Source organism: Enterovibrio litoreus, from assembly GCF_045679545.1.
Lineage (GTDB): Bacteria > Pseudomonadota > Gammaproteobacteria > Enterobacterales > Vibrionaceae > Enterovibrio.
Genome location: NZ_CP166194.1, coordinates 1368655 through 1390260 on the forward strand (window position 1 = coordinate 1368655; position 21606 = coordinate 1390260).

Below are 21606 nucleotides of genomic sequence, written 5' to 3' on the forward strand. Positions count from 1 at the left end.
TAGTTATTGATCTATTTGTAATTAACGCGACTTAAATCGCGCAATAAATAAAGTAGTGGAGTTGCAATTGTGAGACACGGCTGTTTTCGTCAGATTTAGATCTTTAGTCAGTATCTGAATAAAAAAGCTTTTCGCTTCTGGCGGCGATTCACAGTTTCAACTGACATACATTCATCAAATTCATGAAATTTGTGCGGTGAATAAATGAACATAAATACCGTATGGTAGACCAATGTCTAATCAGGATTGTTGACAATCTGTGTTGATATATCGTCTTATAACGACTAAAAATTAACTTGTAGCGAAATTTTGTCGACAATGTGATGGGTTATGCGAGTGAGTATTAAAACGTAATGTCGACACCAAAGGAATTGCACGATGAAAGATGTCACCAAATCTGAAGGGATCACTGAATGGCTTATCGAGGCCATTGTCAGTGGAAAGTTTGCGTCGGGCAGCAAAATATCAGAACCCGAATTGTCGCGTGAGCTCGGGGTGAGTCGCGGTCCACTGCGAGAAGCCATGATGCGCTTGGAATCGATGGGCTTGGTTGAGCGCGTGCCTCATGTTGGTGCTCGTGTTGTGGCAATCAGCGCTGCACAGCTTTCAGATATTTATGCAGTACGCGAAGCCTTAGAGGGCATGGCGATTCGTCAAGCTTGCCAACACATTACAGCGCAAGAGATTGAGGCGTTAAAAAAGCTACTTCATCGTCACCAGCAGCATATCGATGATGTTGATGGCGCGACCTATTTTCATCAGCAGGGTGATTTTGATTTTCACTATCGCATTATCCAAGCCAGCCGAAACGACAAATTAATCAGCTTGCTGTGTGACGAACTCTATCATTTGGTTCGCATGTATCGCACGCAGTCAACGCGCACTCAGTCACGCCCAGAACGTGCATTGGATGAGCACGTTCAGATTCTAAATGCATTAGAAGAAAGAGATGCAGATCTGGCAGAAATGCTGATGCGAAGACACATAAAACGAAGCGGCGATCTGGCAGCGAAGCAACTTAATTCAGACAGGGAGAAAGCCTCATGAGCGCAGGGAAAAAATTCCGCGACGCAGTAGCAAATAGCAGGCCGTTACAAGTGATGGGCACCATTAACGCCTATACCGCGATGTTAGCGGAGCAAACGGGTCATCAGGCAATTTATCTGTCCGGTGGTGGCGTCGCAAACGCCTCGTTTGGTTTACCTGACTTGGGGATCACCACGCTTAACGATGTGTTGGAAGATGCGCGACGCATTACGGATGCATCAAGCCTGCCACTGCTGGTGGACATCGACACAGGTTTTGGTGGGGCATTTAGTATTGCCCGTACCGTTCGTGAAATGGAGCGGGCAGGTGTGGCGGCGGTGCATATTGAAGATCAGGTTTCACAAAAGCGCTGCGGGCATCGACCAAACAAAGCCATTGTGAGCCAAGCTGAGATGATTGATCGCGTTAAAGCGGCTGTCGATGCGAGAACTGACTCGAACTTCGTCATTATGGCACGTACTGATGCGCTAGCGGTTGAGGGGATAGACTCTGCTTTAGAGCGCGCGCAAGCCTGTGTTGAAGCGGGTGCAGACATGATTTTCCCAGAAGCGATTAATACGCTCGATCAATACAAGATTTTCACTCAAGCGTTGAATGTTCCCGTGCTGGCAAACATTACCGAATTTGGTCAAACACCGTTGTTTTCGGTCAGTGAATTGGACGAAGTCGGGGTTGATCTCGTGCTTTACCCGCTCTCAGCATTTCGTGCCATGAATCAGGCGGCACTTAACGTCTATCAGCAAGTGAAAACGGATGGTCATCAACGTAATGTTGTCGACACGATGCAGACTCGCGAAGAATTGTATCACTACCTCGGTTACCACAATTACGAGCAACAACTCGACAAGTTATTTGCCGAGAAAGAATGAGTTCATTTTGAAATAGAAACGCTGCAACAGAAAGCTTGAAGCACAAAGATAGACACAGAAGTTGAAGTAGAAAAAGCAGTAGGGAAACACATAAAAACAATAAATTAGTCAACGACAAGGAGCATATCATGGCGGACAAAAACAAACCGTTAAGTGGAGAGGGATTACGTGGTCAGAGTGCGGGCAGCACGGCCTTGTGTACCGTCGGAAAATCCGGCACGGGATTGACCTACCGAGGCTATGACATTACGGACCTTGCTAACCACGCGGAGTTTGAGGAAGTCGCGTATCTCTTATTAAAAGGCAAATTGCCGAATGCGCAAGAACTGAACGGTTACAAGCAAACTCTGATCGCCAAGAGGGGCTTGCCTTCCGCACTGTGTAGCGTGTTAGAAAACATTCCTGCTGATGCTCACCCAATGGATGTTATGCGCACAGGTTGCTCGATGCTGGGTAATCTGGATACAGAATTAGATTTCTCTGAGCAGTCAGATAAATCAGACACCATTCTCGCTCACCTTCCCGCCATTATTTGTTACTGGTATCGCTTCTCACATGATGGCGTGCGCATTGATACAGCGGCGAGCAATCAAGACAGCATTTCGGGCTATTTCCTCGATATGTTGTCTGACGAGGCGCCGTCTGAGCTGCATATCCGCGTCATGCATTGCTCGTTAGTTTTGTACGCTGAACATGAATTCAATGCGTCCACCTTTGCAGCGCGAGTCTGTGCTTCTACTTTATCGGATATTCACTCATGCGTTACCGCTGCCATAGGCACGTTGCGCGGGCCATTGCATGGCGGCGCAAACGAAGCGGCCATGGCGATGATTGAGAACTGGAGCACGCCTGATCAAGCTGAAGCGGCGTTGATGCAGATGCTCGCAAAAAAAGAAAAAATCATGGGATTTGGACACGCGATATACCGTGAATCCGACCCAAGAAACGCGCTGATCAAAGCATGGTCAAAGCAGTTGTCTGAGTCCTCTTCTGAAGCAGCATTGTACGACGTGTCTGAGCGCGTAGAACAGGTAATGAAGCGAGAAAAAGACTTGTTCCCCAATGCCGATTTTTTCCATGCATCGGCGTATCACTTCATGGGGATACCCACCAAGTTATTTACGCCTATTTTCGTGATGAGCCGCGTCACAGGCTGGTGCGCTCACGTGTTTGAGCAGCGCGAGAACAACCGAATTATTAGACCAAGTGCGGACTATGTTGGGCCAGAGCATCAAGACTGGTTGCCAATCGAAAAACGCCAATAACTGATTAAGGAAAGGAATCTAAACATGTCAATGAATGTCGATGTAAACCAGCGTCCAGCGCCTGATGAACTGCTACAAACTATTGCTGATTATGTGTGCGAAAAAGAGATCACTTCAGCAGAGGCCTACAACACGGCGCGTAACTGTTTGATGGACACATTAGGATGCGGCCTGTTGGCGTTACGTTTTCCAGAATGTACCAAACACATGGGGCCGCTCGTACCTGGAACAACCGTCAGAAATGGTGCACGCGTACCGGGCACTTCTCATGAGCTCGACCCCATCACAGCAGCATTCAATATTGGCTGCATGATTCGCTGGCTGGATTTTAATGACACTTGGCTGGCGGCAGAATGGGGACACCCATCCGATAACCTTGGCGGTATTCTTGCGACGGCAGATTATTTGAGCCGTATTGCGGTATCAGAAGGCAAGCCTGCTTTAACGATGCAAGACGTACTCACGGCGATGATTAAAGCCCATGAAATTCAAGGTGTGTTGGCACTGGAAAATAGCTACAACCGTGTCGGGCTTGATCACGTGTTATTGGTGCGTGTTGCGTCGACAGGAGTGGTCACACGTATGTTGGGTGGCAACCGCGATCAAGTCATTGATGCATTGTCACAAGCCTGGGTGGATGGTTGTTCGCTGCGTACTTATCGTCATGCGCCGAATGCTGGCTCACGTAAATCTTGGGCGGCAGGTGATGCAACGTCTCGCGCAGTTCGATTGGCGATGATCACCATGAAGGGGGAGATGGGATTGCCATCCGTGCTGACTGCTGAGAAATGGGGCTTCTATGATGTCTTGTTCAAAGGTGAATCATTCCAAGTGAATCAACCGTTTGATGCTTACGTGATGGAAAATGTGTTGTTCAAGATCTCTTTCCCGGCGGAGTTCCATGCGCAAACGGCGGTGGAATGTGCTGTGACATTGCACCCACAAGTAGCCAATCGCCTTGATGACATTGAGCGCATTGAAGTGACCACGCATGAGTCTGCCATTCGCATCATTTCAAAGGTAGGTGACTTAGCCAACCCTGCAGACCGTGACCACTGCTTGCAATACATGATTGCAGTGCCTTTGATTCACGGTGACTTGGTGGCCGAGCATTACGAAGACAGCTTCCATCGCGGTGATAGCCGTATTGATGCGCTGCGCGAGAAAATGACCATTATTGAAGACAAGCGCTATAGCGAAGATTACCTCGATGCCGACAAACGCTCGATTGCGAATGCGATTCAGATTTTCTTCAATGATGGAACGTCGACCGAAAGAGTTGAAGTTGAATACCCGATTGGTCATCGTCGTCGCCGAGAAGAAGGTATCCCAGTGTTAGAAGGTAAATTCAAGCGTAACCTTCTCACGCGTTTCCCTTCGGCACAGGCAGAGAAAATTTATGCGCTTTGTTTAGATCAAGACACCTTGATGAAAACGCCGGTAAATACCTTTATGGAGATGTTTACCATTAATTAGTGTTTCATCAACAAGCCAACATAAGGTTTGAGAAACAGCAGTTACTTGGCAGCAAGCAACGACATCTGTTTGCTGCCAAGCTTTTTACCTCGTTGAGCGCCATTGGTGCATCAAAATGTGGGTAGAAAAGCAAAACCTCAGCAAGAGGCAAGGAGCATGACAATGTCAGCCTATCAAAACGCCTATCAGCAATCCGTCGCCAGCCCAGATACCTTCTGGTTGCAACAAGCAAAGAATATTCAGTGGTTCACGCCACCTACGATTGCACTTGAAAGTGACGCCAATGGCATCGAACGTTGGTTTCCTGATGGACAACTCAACACCGCGTATTTGGCGCTAGACTATCACGTTGAAAATGGGAGAGGGGATCAAACAGCCCTGATTTACGATTCTCCTGTTACGGGAAAAAAAGCCCAATACAGCTATGAGGTGCTTCGTGACCAAGTGGCCAAATGTGCCGGTATGCTGGCTGAACTTGGAGTCACTAAAGGCGATCGTGTTGTTATCTACATGCCAATGATCCCACAGGCTGCCATTTCCATGTTGGCGTGTGCGCGATTGGGGGCGATCCACTCTGTTGTGTTTGGCGGTTTTGCGCCGAATGAACTCGCTGTTCGCTTGGAAGATGCCGAACCCAAAGTTTTGCTAACGGCCTCGTGCGGCATCGAAGTGTGTAAGGTGATCCCATACAAACCCATGGTTGATCAAGCGGTGATGGACAGCCGTTGGAAACCTGAAAAAGTGGTGGTGTATCAGCGACCGGAGCAGCCAGCATCGCTTGAGCATGAACGTGACGCCGATTGGGCGACTTTGTTTGAACGCGCAACACCGCATGACTGTGTGCCAGTATCCTCGACCGATCCGTTGTACATTCTCTATACCTCGGGCACGACAGGCAAGCCCAAGGGCGTAGTGCGCGACAATGGTGGTCATGCTGTGGCCATGAAGTACTCCATGTCGACCGTGTATAACGTTCAGCCGGGCGACGTATTTTGGGCCGCGTCAGACGTGGGCTGGGTGGTGGGGCACTCCTACATTGTTTATGCGCCGCTGATTCATGGCTGTACCACCATCATGTTTGAAGGAAAACCAGTACGAACGCCTGATCCGGCTGCGTTTTGGCGCGTGTGTGATGAATACCATGTCTCTGTGCTGTTTTCAGCCCCAACAGCCTTTCGCGCCATCAAAAAGGAAGATCCAGAAGGTAAGCTAATTGCCGATTATCCTATGGTATCGCTTCGCACCATATTCATGGCCGGCGAACGATTAGATCCGCCGACGCTAGAATGGGTAGAAATGCACACAGGCCGACCTGTGATTGACCATTGGTGGCAAACCGAAACAGGGTGGGCGATTTCTTGCAATCCTATTGGCTTGGAGAGTTTTATCACCAAACCGGGGTCGTCAACCAAGCCTACGCCTGGATTTAACGTGCAGATCCTCAATGAGCTTGGCGAACCTGCTCAGCCGAATCAACAAGGCTATATTGCCATCAAACGACCTTTGCCACCCAGTTGCTTGTCGACAGTATGGCGCAACCATGATCGCTTCGAATCGGGTTATTTACAGCAGTTCTCTGGCTACTACGTATCAGGGGATGGTGGTTATATGGACGAAGAAGGTTACCTGTTCGTCATGGGCCGTATTGATGACGTGATAAATGTTTCAGGTCACCGTCTATCCACGGGTGAAATGGAAGAAGTCGTGGGTGCGCACGAAGCGGTTGCAGAATGTGCCGTGGTGGGGATTTATGATGAAATCAAAGGTCAGTTACCGCTAGGGCTGGTGGTACTCAAAGACGGTTACTATTCGAATGATGGCGATATAGAAAAAGCCTTGGTGGCGAAAGTACGCAGCGAGATTGGCCCGGTTGCTTGTTTTAACCGCGCTATCATTGTTGATCGTTTACCCAAAACACGTTCAGGTAAAATTTTGCGTCGTATTATTCGCCAAATCGCGGATGGTGAGAGTTACGTTGTACCGTCTACGATTGATGATCCATCCAGTCTCGATGACATCAGCCAGCTCTTATCGGGGCACTAAACGATGAAAATGTCATTCTTGTAATGCAATGCGATACGCGTTTTCAGCGCGAGAAAAAATAAGGCCACCTGCTGGGTGGCCTTATTTCTATTGTGCGTTTATGTAGGCTTTAAATCGCGCTTTTGCTTCGGGACTTGCCTTCTGGAACCAGTAGTGGAGTTGATAGTCGATTTCGTCAATCGATTCACCACTCAACACCACTTTGGCACCACGTGATGCAGGTGTTGACGCCGTCGTTGAAGGCGTCGCCGTCAACTGCAATGAAGCTGGCTTATCGGTTTGGTTGAAGCGCGAAAGCTCCGCCAAATAATCGCGGCTTAACTGGAAGCCGTTTTTCATCAGCTTGTTTTGTTCAAACGCAATGGGCGAATTTGTGTCATCAACAAGTTGAAAGTTTGGATTCTCGTTAAACGCGCGAGCTTGACGTTTGTTTTTGTGTTTGGGGAAAGCAAAGTACACATCTTTGTCATTTGCATCAAATGTCACAATCAGCACATCAGACTTGATGAATGTGATGTCTTTTCCTTCCTCGAAGCTTTCCACATAGCGAAACGCAAGTTGTTGTGTTCCGTTATCTAACGTAATGGGTTCTTGCTTGCCAAACATGGAAGACTTATGCGATTGACCGTTGTAAGCCAAAAGCTCAACGTTGTTGTTAACGTGAAGTGTGACTTCCGCTGCCACTGACAGTGGAAGCAGCATCGAAAATAACGACGTGAGAAATAAATGTTTTCTCATTGTGATCCCTCAAAAATGAAAATGGGCCCACGCAAAAGTGGTGGGCCAAATGGTCATCGTTGCGCTTGGTAACAGAACAGGCCAGGCTATTTTACGTAACAGGCAAAGCCTTTCAGGTAGAAACCTTCTGGGTAAGCGCTATCCAGCGGGTGATCGGCCGCTTGTTCGAAACGCTCAATAAACTGAACTTGACGATGGGCATCAAGCGCGGCGTCAGCAATGATTTTTTGGAACAGGGCGTTGTCCATCAATCCTGAGCAAGAATAGGTGAGAAGCGTACCTCCCGGTTTCAGGATTTGTATGGCTAACATGTTGATATCTTTATAGCCACGACAAGCGCCATTGAGCTGTGATTTTGATTCGGCAAACTTAGGCGGATCCATGATAACCACGTCAAATAGCTCGCCACTGTCACGATATTCACGCAGCAGTTTAAACACGTCAGCATTCACAAACTGTGCTTTTGACAGATCATAGCCGTTCAATTCAGCATTGGCTTTTGCAATGTCCAAAGCTGGCTGGGAGACATCGACATTGATCACTTCTGATGCGCCGCCTTTCAGGGCATAAAGGCCAAAACCACCGGTGTAACAGAAACAGTTCAATACACGTTTTCCGTTGATGTATTTTACTGCCGCTTCGCGGCTATCACGCTGATCTAAGTAAAAGCCGGTTTTGTGACCGCCGACGATATCAACGCTGATTTTCACGCCGTTTTCTTCGATTACCAAAGAAGCGGGTGGCATGTCGCCATGCAGAACGCCTGTGCGCTCTTTCAGGCCCTCTTTCTTGCGCACGGATACATCTGAACGTTCGTAGACGCTGCACTCAGGGTAAAGCGCTACAAGCGCATCAATCAGGTTTTGTTTCTGTGCTTCTGCGCCAGCACTGAGTAGCTGGCAAACCATGAAGTTCTCATATCGGTCAATGGTGATGCCTGGTAAGCCGTCAGACTCAGCAGCAATCAAACGGTAGCCCGTTAGGCCATCTCGCGCAGCCAATGTGTCACGAAGACCTTGCGCTTCTTGAAGGCGTTTTTTAAAAAATTCGACGTTGATTTCTTCTTGTTCAAATGACCAGACGCGAACACGGATCTGAGAATTAGGAGAAAATGCACCACGCGCTAGCCATTGGCCTTGATGATCATAAACATCCACTGTTTGACCGAGTTCGGGTTTACCCTCTACGCGTTGAATGCCACGAGAGAAAATCCATGGGTGGCGACGGCGTAGTGACTTTTCACGGCCTTTCACCAGATAAACAGACGGATTCATTGGTTTTTCCTAAATTCAGATGTCTGACTCACTGCAACAGCATACAGCGGCCTATAAATTGGGTGTGTATTGTCAGAGAAGAAGGGCAAGAATGCAAACAGCCGCAGGCTTTGCGGCTGTTTTTTAGCAAAGTTATTCGGTACGCAAGCCGTCGACAAGTGATGTCAGGCTGGTTGATTGCTTTTTCAGATCGCTCACGTCTTTCGTCGTCTGTTGGATCATCTCGCTTACTTGCCATGCTTGTTGGCGCACGCGCTCAACGTCAGACGAAATAGTACCCGCTACGCTACCTTGTTGATTGGCTGCGGTGGCAATTTCAGTGCTTCGGTCAGTAATGCGCTGGCTGCGTTCAGAAATGCTGCCAATTTCTAGATCGATATTCTGCATCAGGGATTCACTTGCTGCGGCATTATCGACAGTGCCTTGCATGACACCTCGAAGGTGTGCAGTGTTGCTTTCAAGATCTTGAATCATGCGCTGGATTTCAACGGTCGCTTGTTGTGTTCGACCTGCCAGAGTGCGGACTTCATCGGCGACAACGGCAAAACCACGGCCTTGTTCGCCAGCTCGAGCCGCTTCGATGGCAGCGTTCAACGCAAGTAGATTGGTCTGTTCAGAAATCGCGCTGATAGTCGCCACCATGCTGCCGATTTCATGGGAGTTTTGCTCCAATGAAGAAACCGCCTTCGATGCGGCTTCAATTTCTGCACTCAACGCTTGAATGGCATGTAGGGTTTGGTTGACTTGCTGACGGCTTTGCTTCGACGCTTGACCCGCTACCATCATCTCGCCTGACGTTTCTTCCGCGTGCGTAGCAACATCACGAATAGAACCAGCCATTTCTTCCGTCGCACTGGCTAATGAATCAAGGTAGGTGCGTTGTTCGGTAGAAAGGCTTTCACTCTCTGTGCTGCGTTTACCCAAATCGTTAGAAAGCTGGCTCATTAAGCTAGAGGCATTCTTAATTGCTTTCACTAGACTGTGCTCGCGATCAGCAACTTTGTCGACAGTGGTCGCGATGATGCTGAATTCATCTCTAACAGGGAAGAAATTCATGCGGCTGGTGAGGTCGCCATCCAGCATGCGCTGAAGCGAAGTATTCATGGTGTACATTGCGCCGCCGATAAAGCTTGATACATAGTGCAATGCCATCAACCCAAGAATGAACAACACCAACATAACGCCCAGCGAAGCTAGGCTGATGTGAGACCAAAAGCTATTGTCTCGCACGTTGTATATGGTTGAAGAGGATTCTCCCCATGCATTGCTAGACTGAGTCGCACTGATACCTGAAGAAGCGATGATTGAAGCCGCTTCATTGGCGCTGACATTGTAGTGAGACAGCACTGCATTGAGTGCTGCGCTATGTTTGTCTTGAGTGGTGGCAAGCTGTGATGTTGCCGCTGAATGAAATACAACACCGGTAGCAATGGTCAGCGAAAAAATAATGGCATAAAGGACAGCAAATTTTTCCTTTAGGCTAAGGCGAATGAGGTATTGGTCAATCCAACGGAAGGGCGTTTCTTTCATCTTGAATAATTCCTTGTCAATTGCACAAGTCTCAAAGTACTTGATAGAACCAAATCGCCTCAATCGTGAGGTTTCATCGCTTGCGCTGTTACTGATATTTTACACTGTTGCGTACTGTAATAACCAATAACAGGAGTGTGACATATGCCTCAAATATGCATCAAGGCGACGATCTCTGGTCGCGTTCAGGGCGTTGGGTTCAGGTATCACACCGCGCACGAGGGTTTGAAATTGTCTTTGACGGGTTTTGCACGTAATGAAGACGATGGCACTGTGACTGTGCTGATGTGCGGAGAAGAGAAAAATGTGAATGCGCTTTTGGCGTGGTTAGAGCATGGGCCCCAGACGGCCAATGTGACAGGAGTGACTCAATATTCTGTTGATTGGCAAGCCATAGATGGCTTTTCTATTCGGTAAACACCGGCTCGTCGCGCTTATGTTGGCTCGGTTTTCGTTCATTTGACGAGCTTAAAATGAAAAAGAGGCGCTGATTAGCGCCTCTTTTCTAAATGCATTTCACCGGTTTAGGAAGACCAGCAAGCTTGGTGGCTTGTTTTGCCGGCCCCTTAGGAAACAGCTTATAAAGGTAGCGGCTGTTGCCTTTTTCTGGGCCGTACTTCTTCTCCATGGATTTTACCAGCATGCGAACAGCAGGAGAGGTGTTGAACTCTTTATAAAACTCCTGCACAAAGTAAACCACTTCCCAGTGCGCTTCAGTCAGCGTGATGTTTTCTTGTTCAGCAAGAAGCGGTACTAGCGCTTCATCCCATTCAGAGAAATTCTTCAAATAGCCTTGGGCATCGGTTTCAATTTGTTTGCCGTTTAATTCCAACATGGATTACCTCGTGTTTCGAACGCGCAAAGCATATCGGCTTGTTCGAGCGGCTTCAAGTTGATGTGATATTCAAATTTCAATGAAAAGCACAATTCAAAGCCCTGCGAACGGCAAGTTCTTCACCGTTTACTTGGCCAGATTGGTGCTATTCATGAGGGGCCGAAAAGAAGTCAGGAAGAGCCGAAAAGAAGTAAGGAAGAGCAGAAAAGAAAAAAGCTCCCGAAGGAGCTTTTTAAGAATCATGTTAATACTGTTCGATTAATCGTCGCCGCCAAAAATGCCAAGCAGTTGCAGTAGGCTCAGGAACAGGTTGTAAATTGATACATACAAACCAACAGTAGCCGAGATGTAGTTTGTTTCACCACCACGAATGATTGACTGGGTGGTTAGCAAAATTACGCCTGTTGAAAACAGGACAAACACACCACTAAGCGCCACGGAAATCATCGGCATTTGCAGGAAGATGTTCGCTATCATGCCCACGATGATCACCACAAAACCTGCCATCAACATGCCGTTAAGGAACGACAGATCACGTTTGGTCGTCAGTGCGTAAGCAGAACACGCCATGAAGGTCAGCGCAGTGCCGCCCAATGCAGGAGCGATAGCCCAACCCAGGCCAGCACCTACATACATGTTAAGAATCGGACCTAATGTGTAACCCATGAATCCGGTTAACGCGAAAGTCAGCACGAGACCCATTGAGTTGTTTTTATTCTTTTCTGTTAGGAAAAGTAAGCCGTAAAAACCAACCAAAGTAATGATTATGCCAGGGTATGGCATGTTCATCGCCATTGAAACACCAGCGACAATCGCAGACCAGACTAAGGTCAGTGACAATAGGAAATAGGTGTTGCGTAACACCCTGTTGGTTGCTAACTGGCTCTCTTGCGAGTACTCGCGAGCAACAAAACGATCATTCATAGCTTTCTCCCGATGGGGTACAAACATATATTTCTATACGACAGTTATTGCGCCTTTGGCTCAAAATTTCAAGTCACAATTGTCGTATTGCTGATAATAAAACAGCTTAGCCGTTGAGAATACTAATATATCCCGCCAGCTAAGCCTGTTTGATCTTGTAACTGAATGTTAACAGGTGGTTAACCCGAAGAACTGCGCTCTTTTTTAGTGATGCAGGATCTGACTCAAGAACAACTGAGTTCGGTCAGATTGCGGATTATTGAAGAATTCCTCAGGAACATTTTCTTCAATGATTTCGCCAGCATCCATAAAGATAACGCGATCAGCAACTTCTTTTGCAAAGCCCATTTCATGCGTTACACATAACATGGTCATGCCTTCTTCCGCTAACTCTACCATTACATCCAATACTTCGCGCACCATTTCTGGGTCAAGTGCTGACGTCGGTTCATCGAAAAGCATCACATTTGGGTTCATGCACAACGAACGTGCAATGGCGACGCGCTGTTGCTGACCACCAGAAAGCTGGCCGGGGTACTTGTCGGCTTGCTCTGGGATCTTTACGCGTTCAAGGAACTTCATCGCGACTTTTTCCGCTTCGTCCTTGGGCATTTTCTTCACCCAAATTGGCGCTAGCGTGCAATTCTCTAACACTGTCAGGTGCGGGAAGAGGTTAAAGTGTTGAAAACACATGCCCACTTCCTTTCTCACCAATTCAATGTTTTTCAAATCGTCTGTTAGCTCGGTACCACCAACGATAATTGAGCCTTGCTGATGCTCTTCAAGGCGGTTTATACAGCGAATCATCGTTGATTTACCTGACCCAGAAGGGCCACAGATTACGATCTTTTCGCCTTTTGAAACCGAAAGATTTATGTTTTTCAGCACGTGAAACTGACCGTACCATTTGTTCACATCGGTCAGTTGGATAACAGGGGCGTCTTGTTGCGTCATAATACTATCCTTGTTCTCTATCGCTTGTGACCAGTGTGGAGTTTGTTTTCAAGATAAATACTGTAACGGGACATGCCGAAACAGAAAATCCAGAACACCAATGCCACAAACACATAGCTTTCCGTTGCGAAACCAAGCCAATTCGGGTCAGTATTCGCGGCCTGACCAATACCCAGCACGTCAAACATACCGATGATCAGTACGAGGCTGGTGTCTTTGAACAGACCAATAAATGTATTCACAATCGAAGGAATGGTGATTTTCAATGCCTGAGGCAGAATGATGAATCCCATTTTCTTCCAATAGCTGAGACCCAATGCATCAGCAGCTTCATACTGGCCTTTTGGAATGGCTTGCAAACCACCACGAACCACTTCTGCCATGTAGGCAGCCGAGAACATGACCACACCGATCAAGGCGCGAACGAGCTTGTTGGTTTCCGATTCGCCAGCCATGAACAATGGCAGCATGACCGATGCCATGAACAAAACCGTGATCAAAGGAACACCACGCCACACTTCGATATACACAGTACACAAACTGCGAATGATCGGCATGTCAGAGCGTCGACCTAATGCCAACATCACGCCAATAGGCAGTGAAACCACAATACCAACGATGGCAATGATCATGGTGATAAGCAGCCCACCCCACAGGTGAGTTTCCACCTTAGGCAAGCCCGCGACATCACCGAAAATCAAGAAAACAGCCATGAGCGGGAAAGCAACGATAAACAGCAGCAGAATCCAACCGCGTTTTGGCGTGCGTTCGTAGATCAACAGACCAGTAACAATAGCCAAAATCGCATAGAAAAGCTGAGGACGCCAAAGCTCTTCTTGTGGGTAGAAACCAAACATAAACTGGTCAAAACGCACGTTGATAAACACCCAACATGCGCCTTCGCGGGAACAATCGTCGCGCGATGTGCCGATCCAGTCTGCATTAATGAAAGCCCACTCAACAACGGCCCATAATCCCTTGATAGCAAGAATTGCCAAAATCACGGTCATGACTGAGTTGAGAGGCGATGAAAATAAGTTTTTGCGCATCCAGCCTACCGCGCCGACCGTATTAGGTGGCGGCGGCAAATCTGGTTGAAACTCATGTTTTGCCATGGGTTACCTCTCTACCAGTGCGACTTTAGCGTTGTAGATATTCATTAACAGTGAAGTCAACAAACTCAACGTAAGATAAACACCCATCGTCATTGCAATAATCTCAATGGCTTGCCCCGTTTGGTTGAGCGTTGTGCCAGCAAATACAGAGACCAAATCGGGATAGCCTATAGCCATCGCCAACGAAGAGTTCTTCGTCAGGTTTAGGTATTGACTGGTGAGTGGTGGAATGATGATTCGCATAGCTTGTGGGATGACAACCAAGCGAAGCGTTCTGTTGCGAGGCAGACCCAACGCCATCGCAGCTTCTGTTTGCCCATGACTGACGGCGTTTATACCCGAACGCACAATCTCTGCGATAAATGACGCCGTATATATAGACAGCGCGAGCGTGAGTGCCGCCAGTTCAGGGATAATTGAGAAGCCACCTCGGAAGTTGAACCCTTTCAGTTCAGGATATTCCAGTGATACCGGCATACCTGCAACAAAGAAAGCGAGCAGAGGTAAACCGATGATCGCAGCAATAGATATCAAAAATACTGGCGTTTGTTCGCCTGTTTTTTCTTGTTTCTTTTTCGCAAAACGCGCTAAGCCAAAACTGAATACTAAGGCGGAGACAAGCGCAATGAAAATCCACATCGAACCTTCTTCAAAAACGGGACGGGTAAAAAACAAACCACGAACGTTTAAAAAGACAGAATCGCCAAAACTTAAGCTTTGTCGCGGAGACGGCAGCGCTTGTAACACTGCGAAGTACCAGAAAAAGATTTGAAGCAGAAGGGGAATGTTTCGGAAGATTTCGATGTAAATCGCGGCAAAGCGATTCAACAACCAGTTTCTTGAAAGCCTCGCAATACCCACAAGAAAACCCAAAATGGTCGCGAATACTATGCCAAGAATGGAAACCAAGCCAGTATTCAATAAGCCGATGAAAAACGTACGGCCATAAGAGTACGTTTCATCGTACTCAATCAGTGTTAACCCGATACCAAACCCCGCCTCTTGGCTTAAAAAGCCAAACCCTGTTGCAATGCCGCGCGCGTCCAGGTTTGTCAGCGCATTGTTTACAATGTTGTAAACAAAAAGCACCAAAGCACCAATCGCGATCGCTTGAAAAACTACAGAGCGAAACGTTGGATTGTATATAAGGCTTTGCTTTTTCTCAGGGCGAGGGGCCGATGAGCTAAGCATATTATCTTTAGATGCCATACAACCGCACCTCTATCCTTATCACGTTGAAATAAGGGGCACAGATGCTGTGCCCCACAAGTGCTGAGTAGTGAACTACCTAATTAACGGATAGGTGGTGCGTAGAGGATACCGCCATCATTCCAAAGTGCGTTTACGCCACGTTGGATATTCAGTGGTGAGCCTGTGCCTACAGTGCGTTGGAAGCTTTCATCATAGTTACCAACTTGCTTGATCACTTGGTAACCCCAATCGTCATTCAGACCTAGACCCTGACCTTTAGGGCCATCTTGTCCAAGAATACGACGGATATTTGGATCTTTAGATTTCAGCATTTCATCGGCATTGGCAGAAGTGATACCAAACTCTTCAGCATTGATCATGGTGTTTAACGTCCACTTAGCAATGTTGAACCAGTTGTCATCACCTTGGCGTACAACTGGGCCCAGAGGCTCTTTAGAAATGATTTCTGGTAGTACAACCGCACTATCTGGATTTGCCAGTTTGATACGTGACGCATAAAGGCCAGATTGGTCAGTCGTCAAGGTGTCACAGCGGCCAGATTCAAAACCTTTAACCGTCGCGTCATACGTATCGTAAACAACAGGTTTGAACGAGATGCCGTTTGCACGGAAATAATCAGACAGGTTTAGTTCAGTTGTTGTACCCGATTGGACACAAACTGAAGCACCATCCAGTTCAAGCGCGCTGCTCAGGCCGAGGTCTTTTTTCACCATGAAACCTTGGCCGTCGTAGTAGTTAACGCCAACGAAGTTCAGACCTAGGGTACCGTCGCGTTGTAGTGTCCACGTTGTATTACGTGAAAGCACATCGATTTCGCCAGATTGCAGAGCAGTGAAACGCTCTTTCGCTGTTAACGGAACATATTTAACCTTGCTCTTGTCACCCAGAACGGCTGCCGCCATCGCCTGACAGAACTCAACATCAATACCTTCCCATTGTCCTTCAGCATTTGGGTTAGAAAAGCCTGGAAGACCAGTACTGACACCACAGCTCACAACGCCTGCTTTTTTTACTTTATCTAAGGTGCTTTCACCTTCGGCACTTGCGGTGCCAGAAAAAAGCAGTGCGGAGACAACTGCAAGTCCAAATGTCGACTTTTTAGAAACCATACCTATCAATCCTTTATTGGTTATAACGGGTTGTTACTCATGGACGAGGTTCATTTAAGGCAATCAGCCCAAAAGTGATGAGAATCTCGCAAAACCATTCTGAAACTTTTATTAACACAAAGTTAACAACCACAGTATAGGATCAGAAATCTTGGCTGCAAATTGAACAAGTAAGAGGTGTGACCCATGCAATGATCTTAGCTAAAATGCTGCGTTTTTTGATGAGAAATGTGAAGATGCGCTTTTTGTAACACGTTGTTTTTATGCGACTCATGCAGTATCTATGTTAATGAATATGCAACCTGCCGCTACATTGACTTCTTCTAATTGTTTCTGACTGTTTCTCAATGACCAGAATACTATGTCTATTTTGATTAGATGTTTATGCATATCAAAATTGAGCAAGCGAATAGATCATTGATAACTGGTCGAATGTGAATCACCCTTTGAACGTCATATGCGCATAGTGGCTTAAGTGTGCTCGTTTGAACAAAAATGCATAATTAGTGGGTTTACAAAGCGCGTTCCGAACATTAATATACGCACCAATCACGGAGAGATGGCTGAGTGGTTTAAAGCACCGGTCTTGAAAACCGGCGAGGGTTTATAGCCCTCCTAGGGTTCAAATCCCTATCTCTCCGCCAAATTTAGATTAAGCCCGCTCATTGAGCGGGCTTTTTCGTATTTGAAATAAGCCAGTGGAGATAGGGATGCTGAAGCCTTGGTATGGGGGGACGTCTAGTTCTCAGCCGAGCGAAGCGACCGAGTAAACCCCAATTTCGCCGCCAAATATAGAAAAAGCCGCTGAGTTAATCCTCAGCGGCTTCAATGTTTAAATTACAGCACCCAAATCAGTCGATAGACACTGGGCCTTGTAGCTCTTTCAGGATCATTTTCTGAATATCGATGCCAAGCGTCATCACGATCAGGCTCCAGTTCAGAAATGGCAACGAACCTTGTGAAATTCCGTGTGCAAAGTTAGTGGCATTCCAGTGAAAAACCTCTGATAGCTTTTCTGTGGTCAGCGCTTCGTAGTTGTCGTTATCGATCAGGTTGCTGAATTGCTCGCTGGTCGGACACACGAATTTATCATTCGGTCTGAAAGCAGTGGGTTTGAAGTAAGAAAGAACCTTTCTCACGTTAACTTCAATCACTTCACCATCGCTTTGGATGTTCGGTTTTCCAGCGAGTGCGCACAGGAAACACCAGCATGGGTAAGGAATGGATGACACATTGTCCGGTTCGTTTTTATAACGCGCCGTCCATGCATTCACATTCTTTTGCTGAATGCCTGTTACGCTAACCAATTGATTTGAATCGTAGCCGTTGTCTTTCAGTAGGTTAATCACCTCTGCAACTTCTGAAACAAAAGGCTTTGTCCATTTACTGTAAGGTGCGAGTGTTGTATCTCTGATCATGATTGATTATAAATCTTCTTTTTAAACAGCCGCTTAGGCTATTTTCTTGTAACGTTACCCGAGATCATACGTGTTCAGGTCGATAAGTCTACTGTTATCGGCGCGATGGACATCACCCAACACATCCCAATCAAACCAAGTGCCAATACTTCTACTGATACGCAAACACTTTCTTGGTGACGATCGTCAGTTGCACAAATTGCCTCGCCATTTCTCGATTGAGCCACAGATAGCCAAAATAGCTAATATCTCGACTGTCTCCCATCGGGTGTGCAATGGTGTCTGGGGAGAGGTTTAAAATGTGGATATCTTCGACCCTCATAGCGGTAACGTCTTTATTCTCTATCTGATGGGCGAGATCCTCGAAATGTTTGGTCAGCGCATACTGGGTTTCGATAAGCCCGTCCATTTCGCTGATTTCATCTTTACCTTGTTGGCCATCCCACTGGGTGCTGATCAGGGCTTCAAGTTCGGCGTAGAGTCGCTTTTCAATCAGCAATATGGAATTGAGAACGTTCTTGTTAATGCCGGATTCTTTGAGCGCGTGAGGCAGTATGCTTTGTTGTTGATCAACAAGCGCGTTGAGTTTGTCGGCATGCGCAGGTTCAAAAATGCCTTGTTTCGCGTCTTCGATGTGTTGGATGTAGTACCGGTTAAACTCTTGCAGGAATTTTTCGAGTAAGAAAATGAATTGATCTGTGGCTCTTGAAGGAAAGATATACAAACTCACCAGAACAGCCACGACGCCAGCCCAGAGCACGTTCATGATCCGCCAGCCAGCGGCTTCAAAATCTGCAGGGCCACCACCTGCAACGATAACAATGGTAATGCCCGCCATTAATGCCGCGTAGGCGTAACGTTCTTGAGTGAAGTACATTGCGCCGATGAGCAAAGCGAAAAACACGAAATGATGTATCCAGTGATATTGCGGGGGGATAAGAAACAATGCGAGGCCAATCAGACCTCCAGCAATCGTGCCTAATACGCGTTGTCTGGCTTTGGAAAGTACACCACCCACAAAGGGAATTGTCCCCAATATTGTCACGGCGGTGATTAACGCCCAATAGCCGTAGGGCACATCGAAAACACGGACGACAAGTAAGATGAAGCTCATGACAATGGTGACTCTGACCATGTAGAGCAGACGGGCGTGTTGCAGGGCAAAAGTGGGGTATTGCGTCATCATAGCGCCAAGCTTGGTTTTTAATGCTTTAAGCATATCTAACGAGGCATGGCGAGTATGACGAAAAGTGCGACAAACAAAAAGCTAACAAGGATTACAGGTGAAATCGCCCGAAAGCCATGGAGAACTAGCCGCTCCCACGCTCAGTGACGGGGGAGAGGCGTCTTTTCGTTCTTTATTCAAGAATGATATGCGGCAAGTAACGTGACAAATCTTGAGTGATCAGCGAAGCATCTTCGCGTATCGAAATGCCAGCGGCTTTGTCGTCAACCAGCCAACTTCCGATCAATGTATAGTTGTCACCAAATTTTGGTAGCGGATGATAAGCCTGAACAATCATACCTTCCTCACCGTATGGGCCATCAACCGCCATGGTTTCTTTACCATCTCGGAAAATAGATATGTTTGCGCCTTCTCGGGAAAAGAGTGGCTTAACAACGAAGTTACTGAGGCTTTTACGAGCAGGGTCGTCAGCAAAGTAAGACGCGAGCAGGTTAGGGTGATTGGGGAATAACTTCCAAAGCATGGGAAGAAGCGCTTTGTTAGAAATCACGCTCTTCCACATCGGCTCCATCCAGTTGACTTTGGCCGTATCCAAGTGTTTTTCATATTCTTCGTCGAACATAAATTCCCAAGGATACAGCTTGAACATCCAGTCAATGACTCTGTCTTGGCTATCGGTAAATAGCCCATGGGCATCAACACCAATGTCTTCGACAAAAACGAAGGCTGACGACAGCCCCGCCTCTTTCGCGCAATCTTCCATATATTGCACGGTTCCTCGATCCTCTTCTGTGTCACGACAGCAAGAAAAATGCAGGGTTTTTCCGGGGAATTGACGTCCCAACTCTCTGAAGCGTGCAATCAAAAGGTCTTGTAGCAAGTTGAACTGATCGGCATCTCGGCGGATCTTGCCACTGTTGACCATTTCTTCTAACCAAACCCATTGCCAAAAACCTGTTTCGAATACCGAGGTTGGGGTGTCTGCATTGTTTTCATAAAGCTTGGCGTGGCCACTGCCGTTGTAGGCAAGATCAAGCCTTGAATAAAGTGAAGGCTCACGTGCCGTCCAAGAATCCAAGATCCCTTGCCAACGTGTTTGTGGGATCTGAAACCGTTTTAGCCAGTATTCGTCTTTGACAACATGATCGACGACGTCCAAACACATTTGGTGCAGTTCTTCTGTAGGCGCTTCAATGTCTTGTTCTATTTGTTTCAAGGTGAACTGGTAGTAGGCGGATTCATCCCAATACGGTTCGCCATACATGGTGTGAAAGCCAAACCCGTATTCATCTGCGAGCTTTTTCCAATTTGGGCGAGGGGTACTGCTAACTCTAAACATCAACGAGATCCATAAGTTGTTGGTGTTGGTTAATACGCGAGTTCGAGAACGCGAAAGAGAAAAGTAACGAGAGATAGAGTTGGGTAAAGTTCATACTAAGTCAGGTTAAGCGTTGCTCACCAGCGTAGGCATGACCAACAGCGTAGGCATGACCAACAGCGTAGGCATGACCAACAGTATCGCCGTGGCCAACAAACTCGCTTTGGCCACGGACCTAAAGAGTCGTGTTAACCGCCCCAACTTTTGCTGCTAGAGCGGCTCCAGCTAGATTTTGCCGCAACTTTAGAACCAAAGCCGCCACGAGAGATCGTTTTGGTGACGGCAGGTTTCTGTTTGAGGTGATCTTTGGGGACGTAGACCTTTGAGTATTTGCTTTTCTTACCGTAGGAGTAGCCGTCAGAAGAGACCCAGCCGCCATAGTATGGACTACCCGGGAAAGTTGAGCTGAACATAGGTTGTTGGTAATAAGGTCGGTTATTGATGGCTCGTCCAAACATGAATCCGGCCATTGCTGGCATGAACCAATTATTCTGTGGTGCACGGACACAATTCTCGTAGCCGAACTCGCTGGCACAGTCTTCCTGGGAATTGTATTTCGGTGCTGTGCTGGCGGCCTCATTCACGGCATCTTGATAGGCCGCGCGGCATTCGCTGCTGTATCCTGGGTTGTCGTTAACACAGTCATCAACATTGGCATAGATGTTCATTTCTTTGCCGTTATCACTGCACCCTGACACCAGCACAATGGCGGCGACAGTCACGCTGGGTACTGCGGGTCGCCAGCTTTTGCGCATACGTGGTTTTATGACCTGTTGGCTTCTTTTCATGTCAACATCTCCTAGTAGGTCATACAAGCGGCGTTAAGCAGGCCAATGGAGATGGACATCGAACCCATAACAATCCCAGCGGGGATCTCATTATTTTGGATACGTTCAACCAGTTTTGGCATGAAGCCGTATCTGACAATCAAAAAGGCAAGAATTTGGGCGACAAGTGCCACGACACCCCAAATGGCAAAGTCCAAGAGGTTAACCGAATTACTCGCAGCACTGGCGATGGCTAAGCTGTATCCGATAAAAGCACCTGACAGTGTAAGAGCGGCAGCGATATTATTTTCTTCTTTTAGTAACTGCCATTCGTCATAAGGTGTTATGCGGATGTAGACGAACTTGAAGATCATCAAAAATAAAATCGACAAGCCAAGATAGAGAGCAAATGAGCCTAGGCTTGCCAATGAAAGTGCGAATTGAGACATAAGAGTTCCTTTCTGAA

The 21606-nt window shown here is 47.2% G+C and carries 20 protein-coding genes and 1 tRNA gene; 7 read left to right on the forward strand and 14 right to left on the reverse strand.

Translation table 11 applies throughout. The features are described from left to right. Positions 1-378: 378 nt before the first annotated feature. From AB8599_RS06020 to AB8599_RS06040, 5 genes are all read left to right on the forward strand, one after another. Positions 379-1047: a GntR family transcriptional regulator gene (locus AB8599_RS06020; RefSeq protein ID WP_407332845.1), complete on the forward strand. Its 669-nt coding sequence runs from the start codon at positions 379-381 to the stop codon at positions 1045-1047. Continuing rightward, complete coding sequence (gene prpB / locus AB8599_RS06025; RefSeq protein ID WP_407332846.1) at positions 1044-1916, forward strand: methylisocitrate lyase; 873 nt, start codon at positions 1044-1046, stop codon at positions 1914-1916. The genes AB8599_RS06020 and prpB overlap by 4 nt, the downstream gene beginning before the upstream one ends. A 128-nt stretch (positions 1917-2044) precedes the next feature. Then, entirely contained in the window at positions 2045-3181 is a 1137-nt protein-coding gene (prpC, locus tag AB8599_RS06030) for a 2-methylcitrate synthase (RefSeq protein WP_407332847.1), read from the forward strand. Between the two features lie 24 nt (positions 3182-3205). Continuing rightward, positions 3206-4657, forward strand: a complete 1452-nt coding sequence (locus AB8599_RS06035; RefSeq protein WP_407332848.1) for a bifunctional 2-methylcitrate dehydratase/aconitate hydratase — start codon at positions 3206-3208, stop codon at positions 4655-4657. 162 nt (positions 4658-4819) lie between these two features. Beyond that, positions 4820-6700 (forward strand): propionyl-CoA synthetase, encoded by a 1881-nt coding sequence (locus tag AB8599_RS06040; RefSeq protein WP_407332849.1) that lies wholly within the window; start codon positions 4820-4822, stop codon positions 6698-6700. A gap of 87 nt (positions 6701-6787) precedes the next feature. Here AB8599_RS06040 and AB8599_RS06045 read toward each other — a convergent pair whose 3' ends face one another. The 3 genes from AB8599_RS06045 to AB8599_RS06055 form a co-directional block, all read right to left on the reverse strand. After that, positions 6788-7438, reverse strand: coding sequence for a DUF2057 family protein (locus AB8599_RS06045; protein WP_407332850.1), 651 nt, complete (start codon positions 7436-7438; stop codon positions 6788-6790). Between the two features lie 86 nt (positions 7439-7524). Continuing rightward, positions 7525-8712: a class I SAM-dependent methyltransferase gene (locus AB8599_RS06050; protein WP_407332851.1), complete on the reverse strand. Its 1188-nt coding sequence runs from the start codon at positions 8710-8712 to the stop codon at positions 7525-7527. Positions 8713-8844: 132 nt separating this feature from the next. Next, positions 8845-10242, reverse strand: a complete 1398-nt coding sequence (locus tag AB8599_RS06055) for a methyl-accepting chemotaxis protein (protein ID WP_407332852.1) — start codon at positions 10240-10242, stop codon at positions 8845-8847. A gap of 144 nt (positions 10243-10386) precedes the next feature. Here AB8599_RS06055 and yccX point away from each other — a divergent pair, with 144 nt between their 5' ends. After that, a complete protein-coding gene (gene yccX / locus AB8599_RS06060; RefSeq protein WP_407332853.1) occupies positions 10387-10659 on the forward strand; it encodes an acylphosphatase in 273 nt (90 codons plus the stop codon). An 88-nt stretch (positions 10660-10747) separates the two neighbouring features. On the opposite strand, the gene AB8599_RS06065 is transcribed toward yccX, so the two are convergent. From AB8599_RS06065 to AB8599_RS06090, 6 genes are all read right to left on the reverse strand, one after another. Next, positions 10748-11077 carry a TusE/DsrC/DsvC family sulfur relay protein gene (locus tag AB8599_RS06065; RefSeq protein ID WP_407332854.1) on the reverse strand — a complete coding sequence of 110 codons (330 nt, stop codon included), beginning with the start codon at positions 11075-11077 and terminating at the stop codon, positions 10748-10750. 258 nt (positions 11078-11335) lie between these two features. After that, complete coding sequence (locus tag AB8599_RS06070; protein ID WP_407332855.1) at positions 11336-12001, reverse strand: Bax inhibitor-1/YccA family protein; 666 nt, start codon at positions 11999-12001, stop codon at positions 11336-11338. A 204-nt stretch (positions 12002-12205) separates the two neighbouring features. Beyond that, complete coding sequence (locus AB8599_RS06075) at positions 12206-12955, reverse strand: amino acid ABC transporter ATP-binding protein (RefSeq protein ID WP_407332856.1); 750 nt, start codon at positions 12953-12955, stop codon at positions 12206-12208. 17 nt (positions 12956-12972) lie between these two features. Next, a complete protein-coding gene (locus tag AB8599_RS06080) occupies positions 12973-14070 on the reverse strand; it encodes an amino acid ABC transporter permease (RefSeq protein ID WP_407332857.1) in 1098 nt (365 codons plus the stop codon). A gap of 3 nt (positions 14071-14073) precedes the next feature. Continuing rightward, positions 14074-15279 carry an amino acid ABC transporter permease gene (locus AB8599_RS06085; RefSeq protein WP_407332858.1) on the reverse strand — a complete coding sequence of 402 codons (1206 nt, stop codon included), beginning with the start codon at positions 15277-15279 and terminating at the stop codon, positions 14074-14076. A gap of 83 nt (positions 15280-15362) precedes the next feature. Further along, the gene (locus tag AB8599_RS06090; RefSeq protein ID WP_407332859.1) at positions 15363-16391 is read right to left on the reverse strand and encodes an amino acid ABC transporter substrate-binding protein; all 1029 of its coding nucleotides are present in this window, start codon (positions 16389-16391) and stop codon (positions 15363-15365) included. Positions 16392-16944: 553 nt separating this feature from the next. Here AB8599_RS06090 and AB8599_RS06095 point away from each other — a divergent pair. Continuing rightward, positions 16945-17035, forward strand: a tRNA-Ser gene (locus AB8599_RS06095). Between the two features lie 207 nt (positions 17036-17242). Here the strand turns inward: AB8599_RS06095 and AB8599_RS06100 are convergent. From AB8599_RS06100 to AB8599_RS06120, 5 genes are all read right to left on the reverse strand, one after another. Beyond that, entirely contained in the window at positions 17243-17809 is a 567-nt protein-coding gene (locus AB8599_RS06100) for a hypothetical protein (protein ID WP_407332860.1), read from the reverse strand. 151 nt (positions 17810-17960) lie between these two features. Further along, positions 17961-19028, reverse strand: coding sequence for an FUSC family protein (locus tag AB8599_RS06105; RefSeq protein WP_407332861.1), 1068 nt, complete (start codon positions 19026-19028; stop codon positions 17961-17963). A gap of 139 nt (positions 19029-19167) precedes the next feature. After that, complete coding sequence (locus tag AB8599_RS06110) at positions 19168-20334, reverse strand: glutathionylspermidine synthase family protein (RefSeq protein WP_407332862.1); 1167 nt, start codon at positions 20332-20334, stop codon at positions 19168-19170. 227 nt (positions 20335-20561) lie between these two features. Continuing rightward, entirely contained in the window at positions 20562-21161 is a 600-nt protein-coding gene (locus AB8599_RS06115; protein WP_407332863.1) for a DUF1190 domain-containing protein, read from the reverse strand. Positions 21162-21172: 11 nt separating this feature from the next. After that, entirely contained in the window at positions 21173-21589 is a 417-nt protein-coding gene (locus tag AB8599_RS06120; RefSeq protein WP_407332864.1) for a DUF350 domain-containing protein, read from the reverse strand. Positions 21590-21606 lie beyond the last annotated feature (17 nt).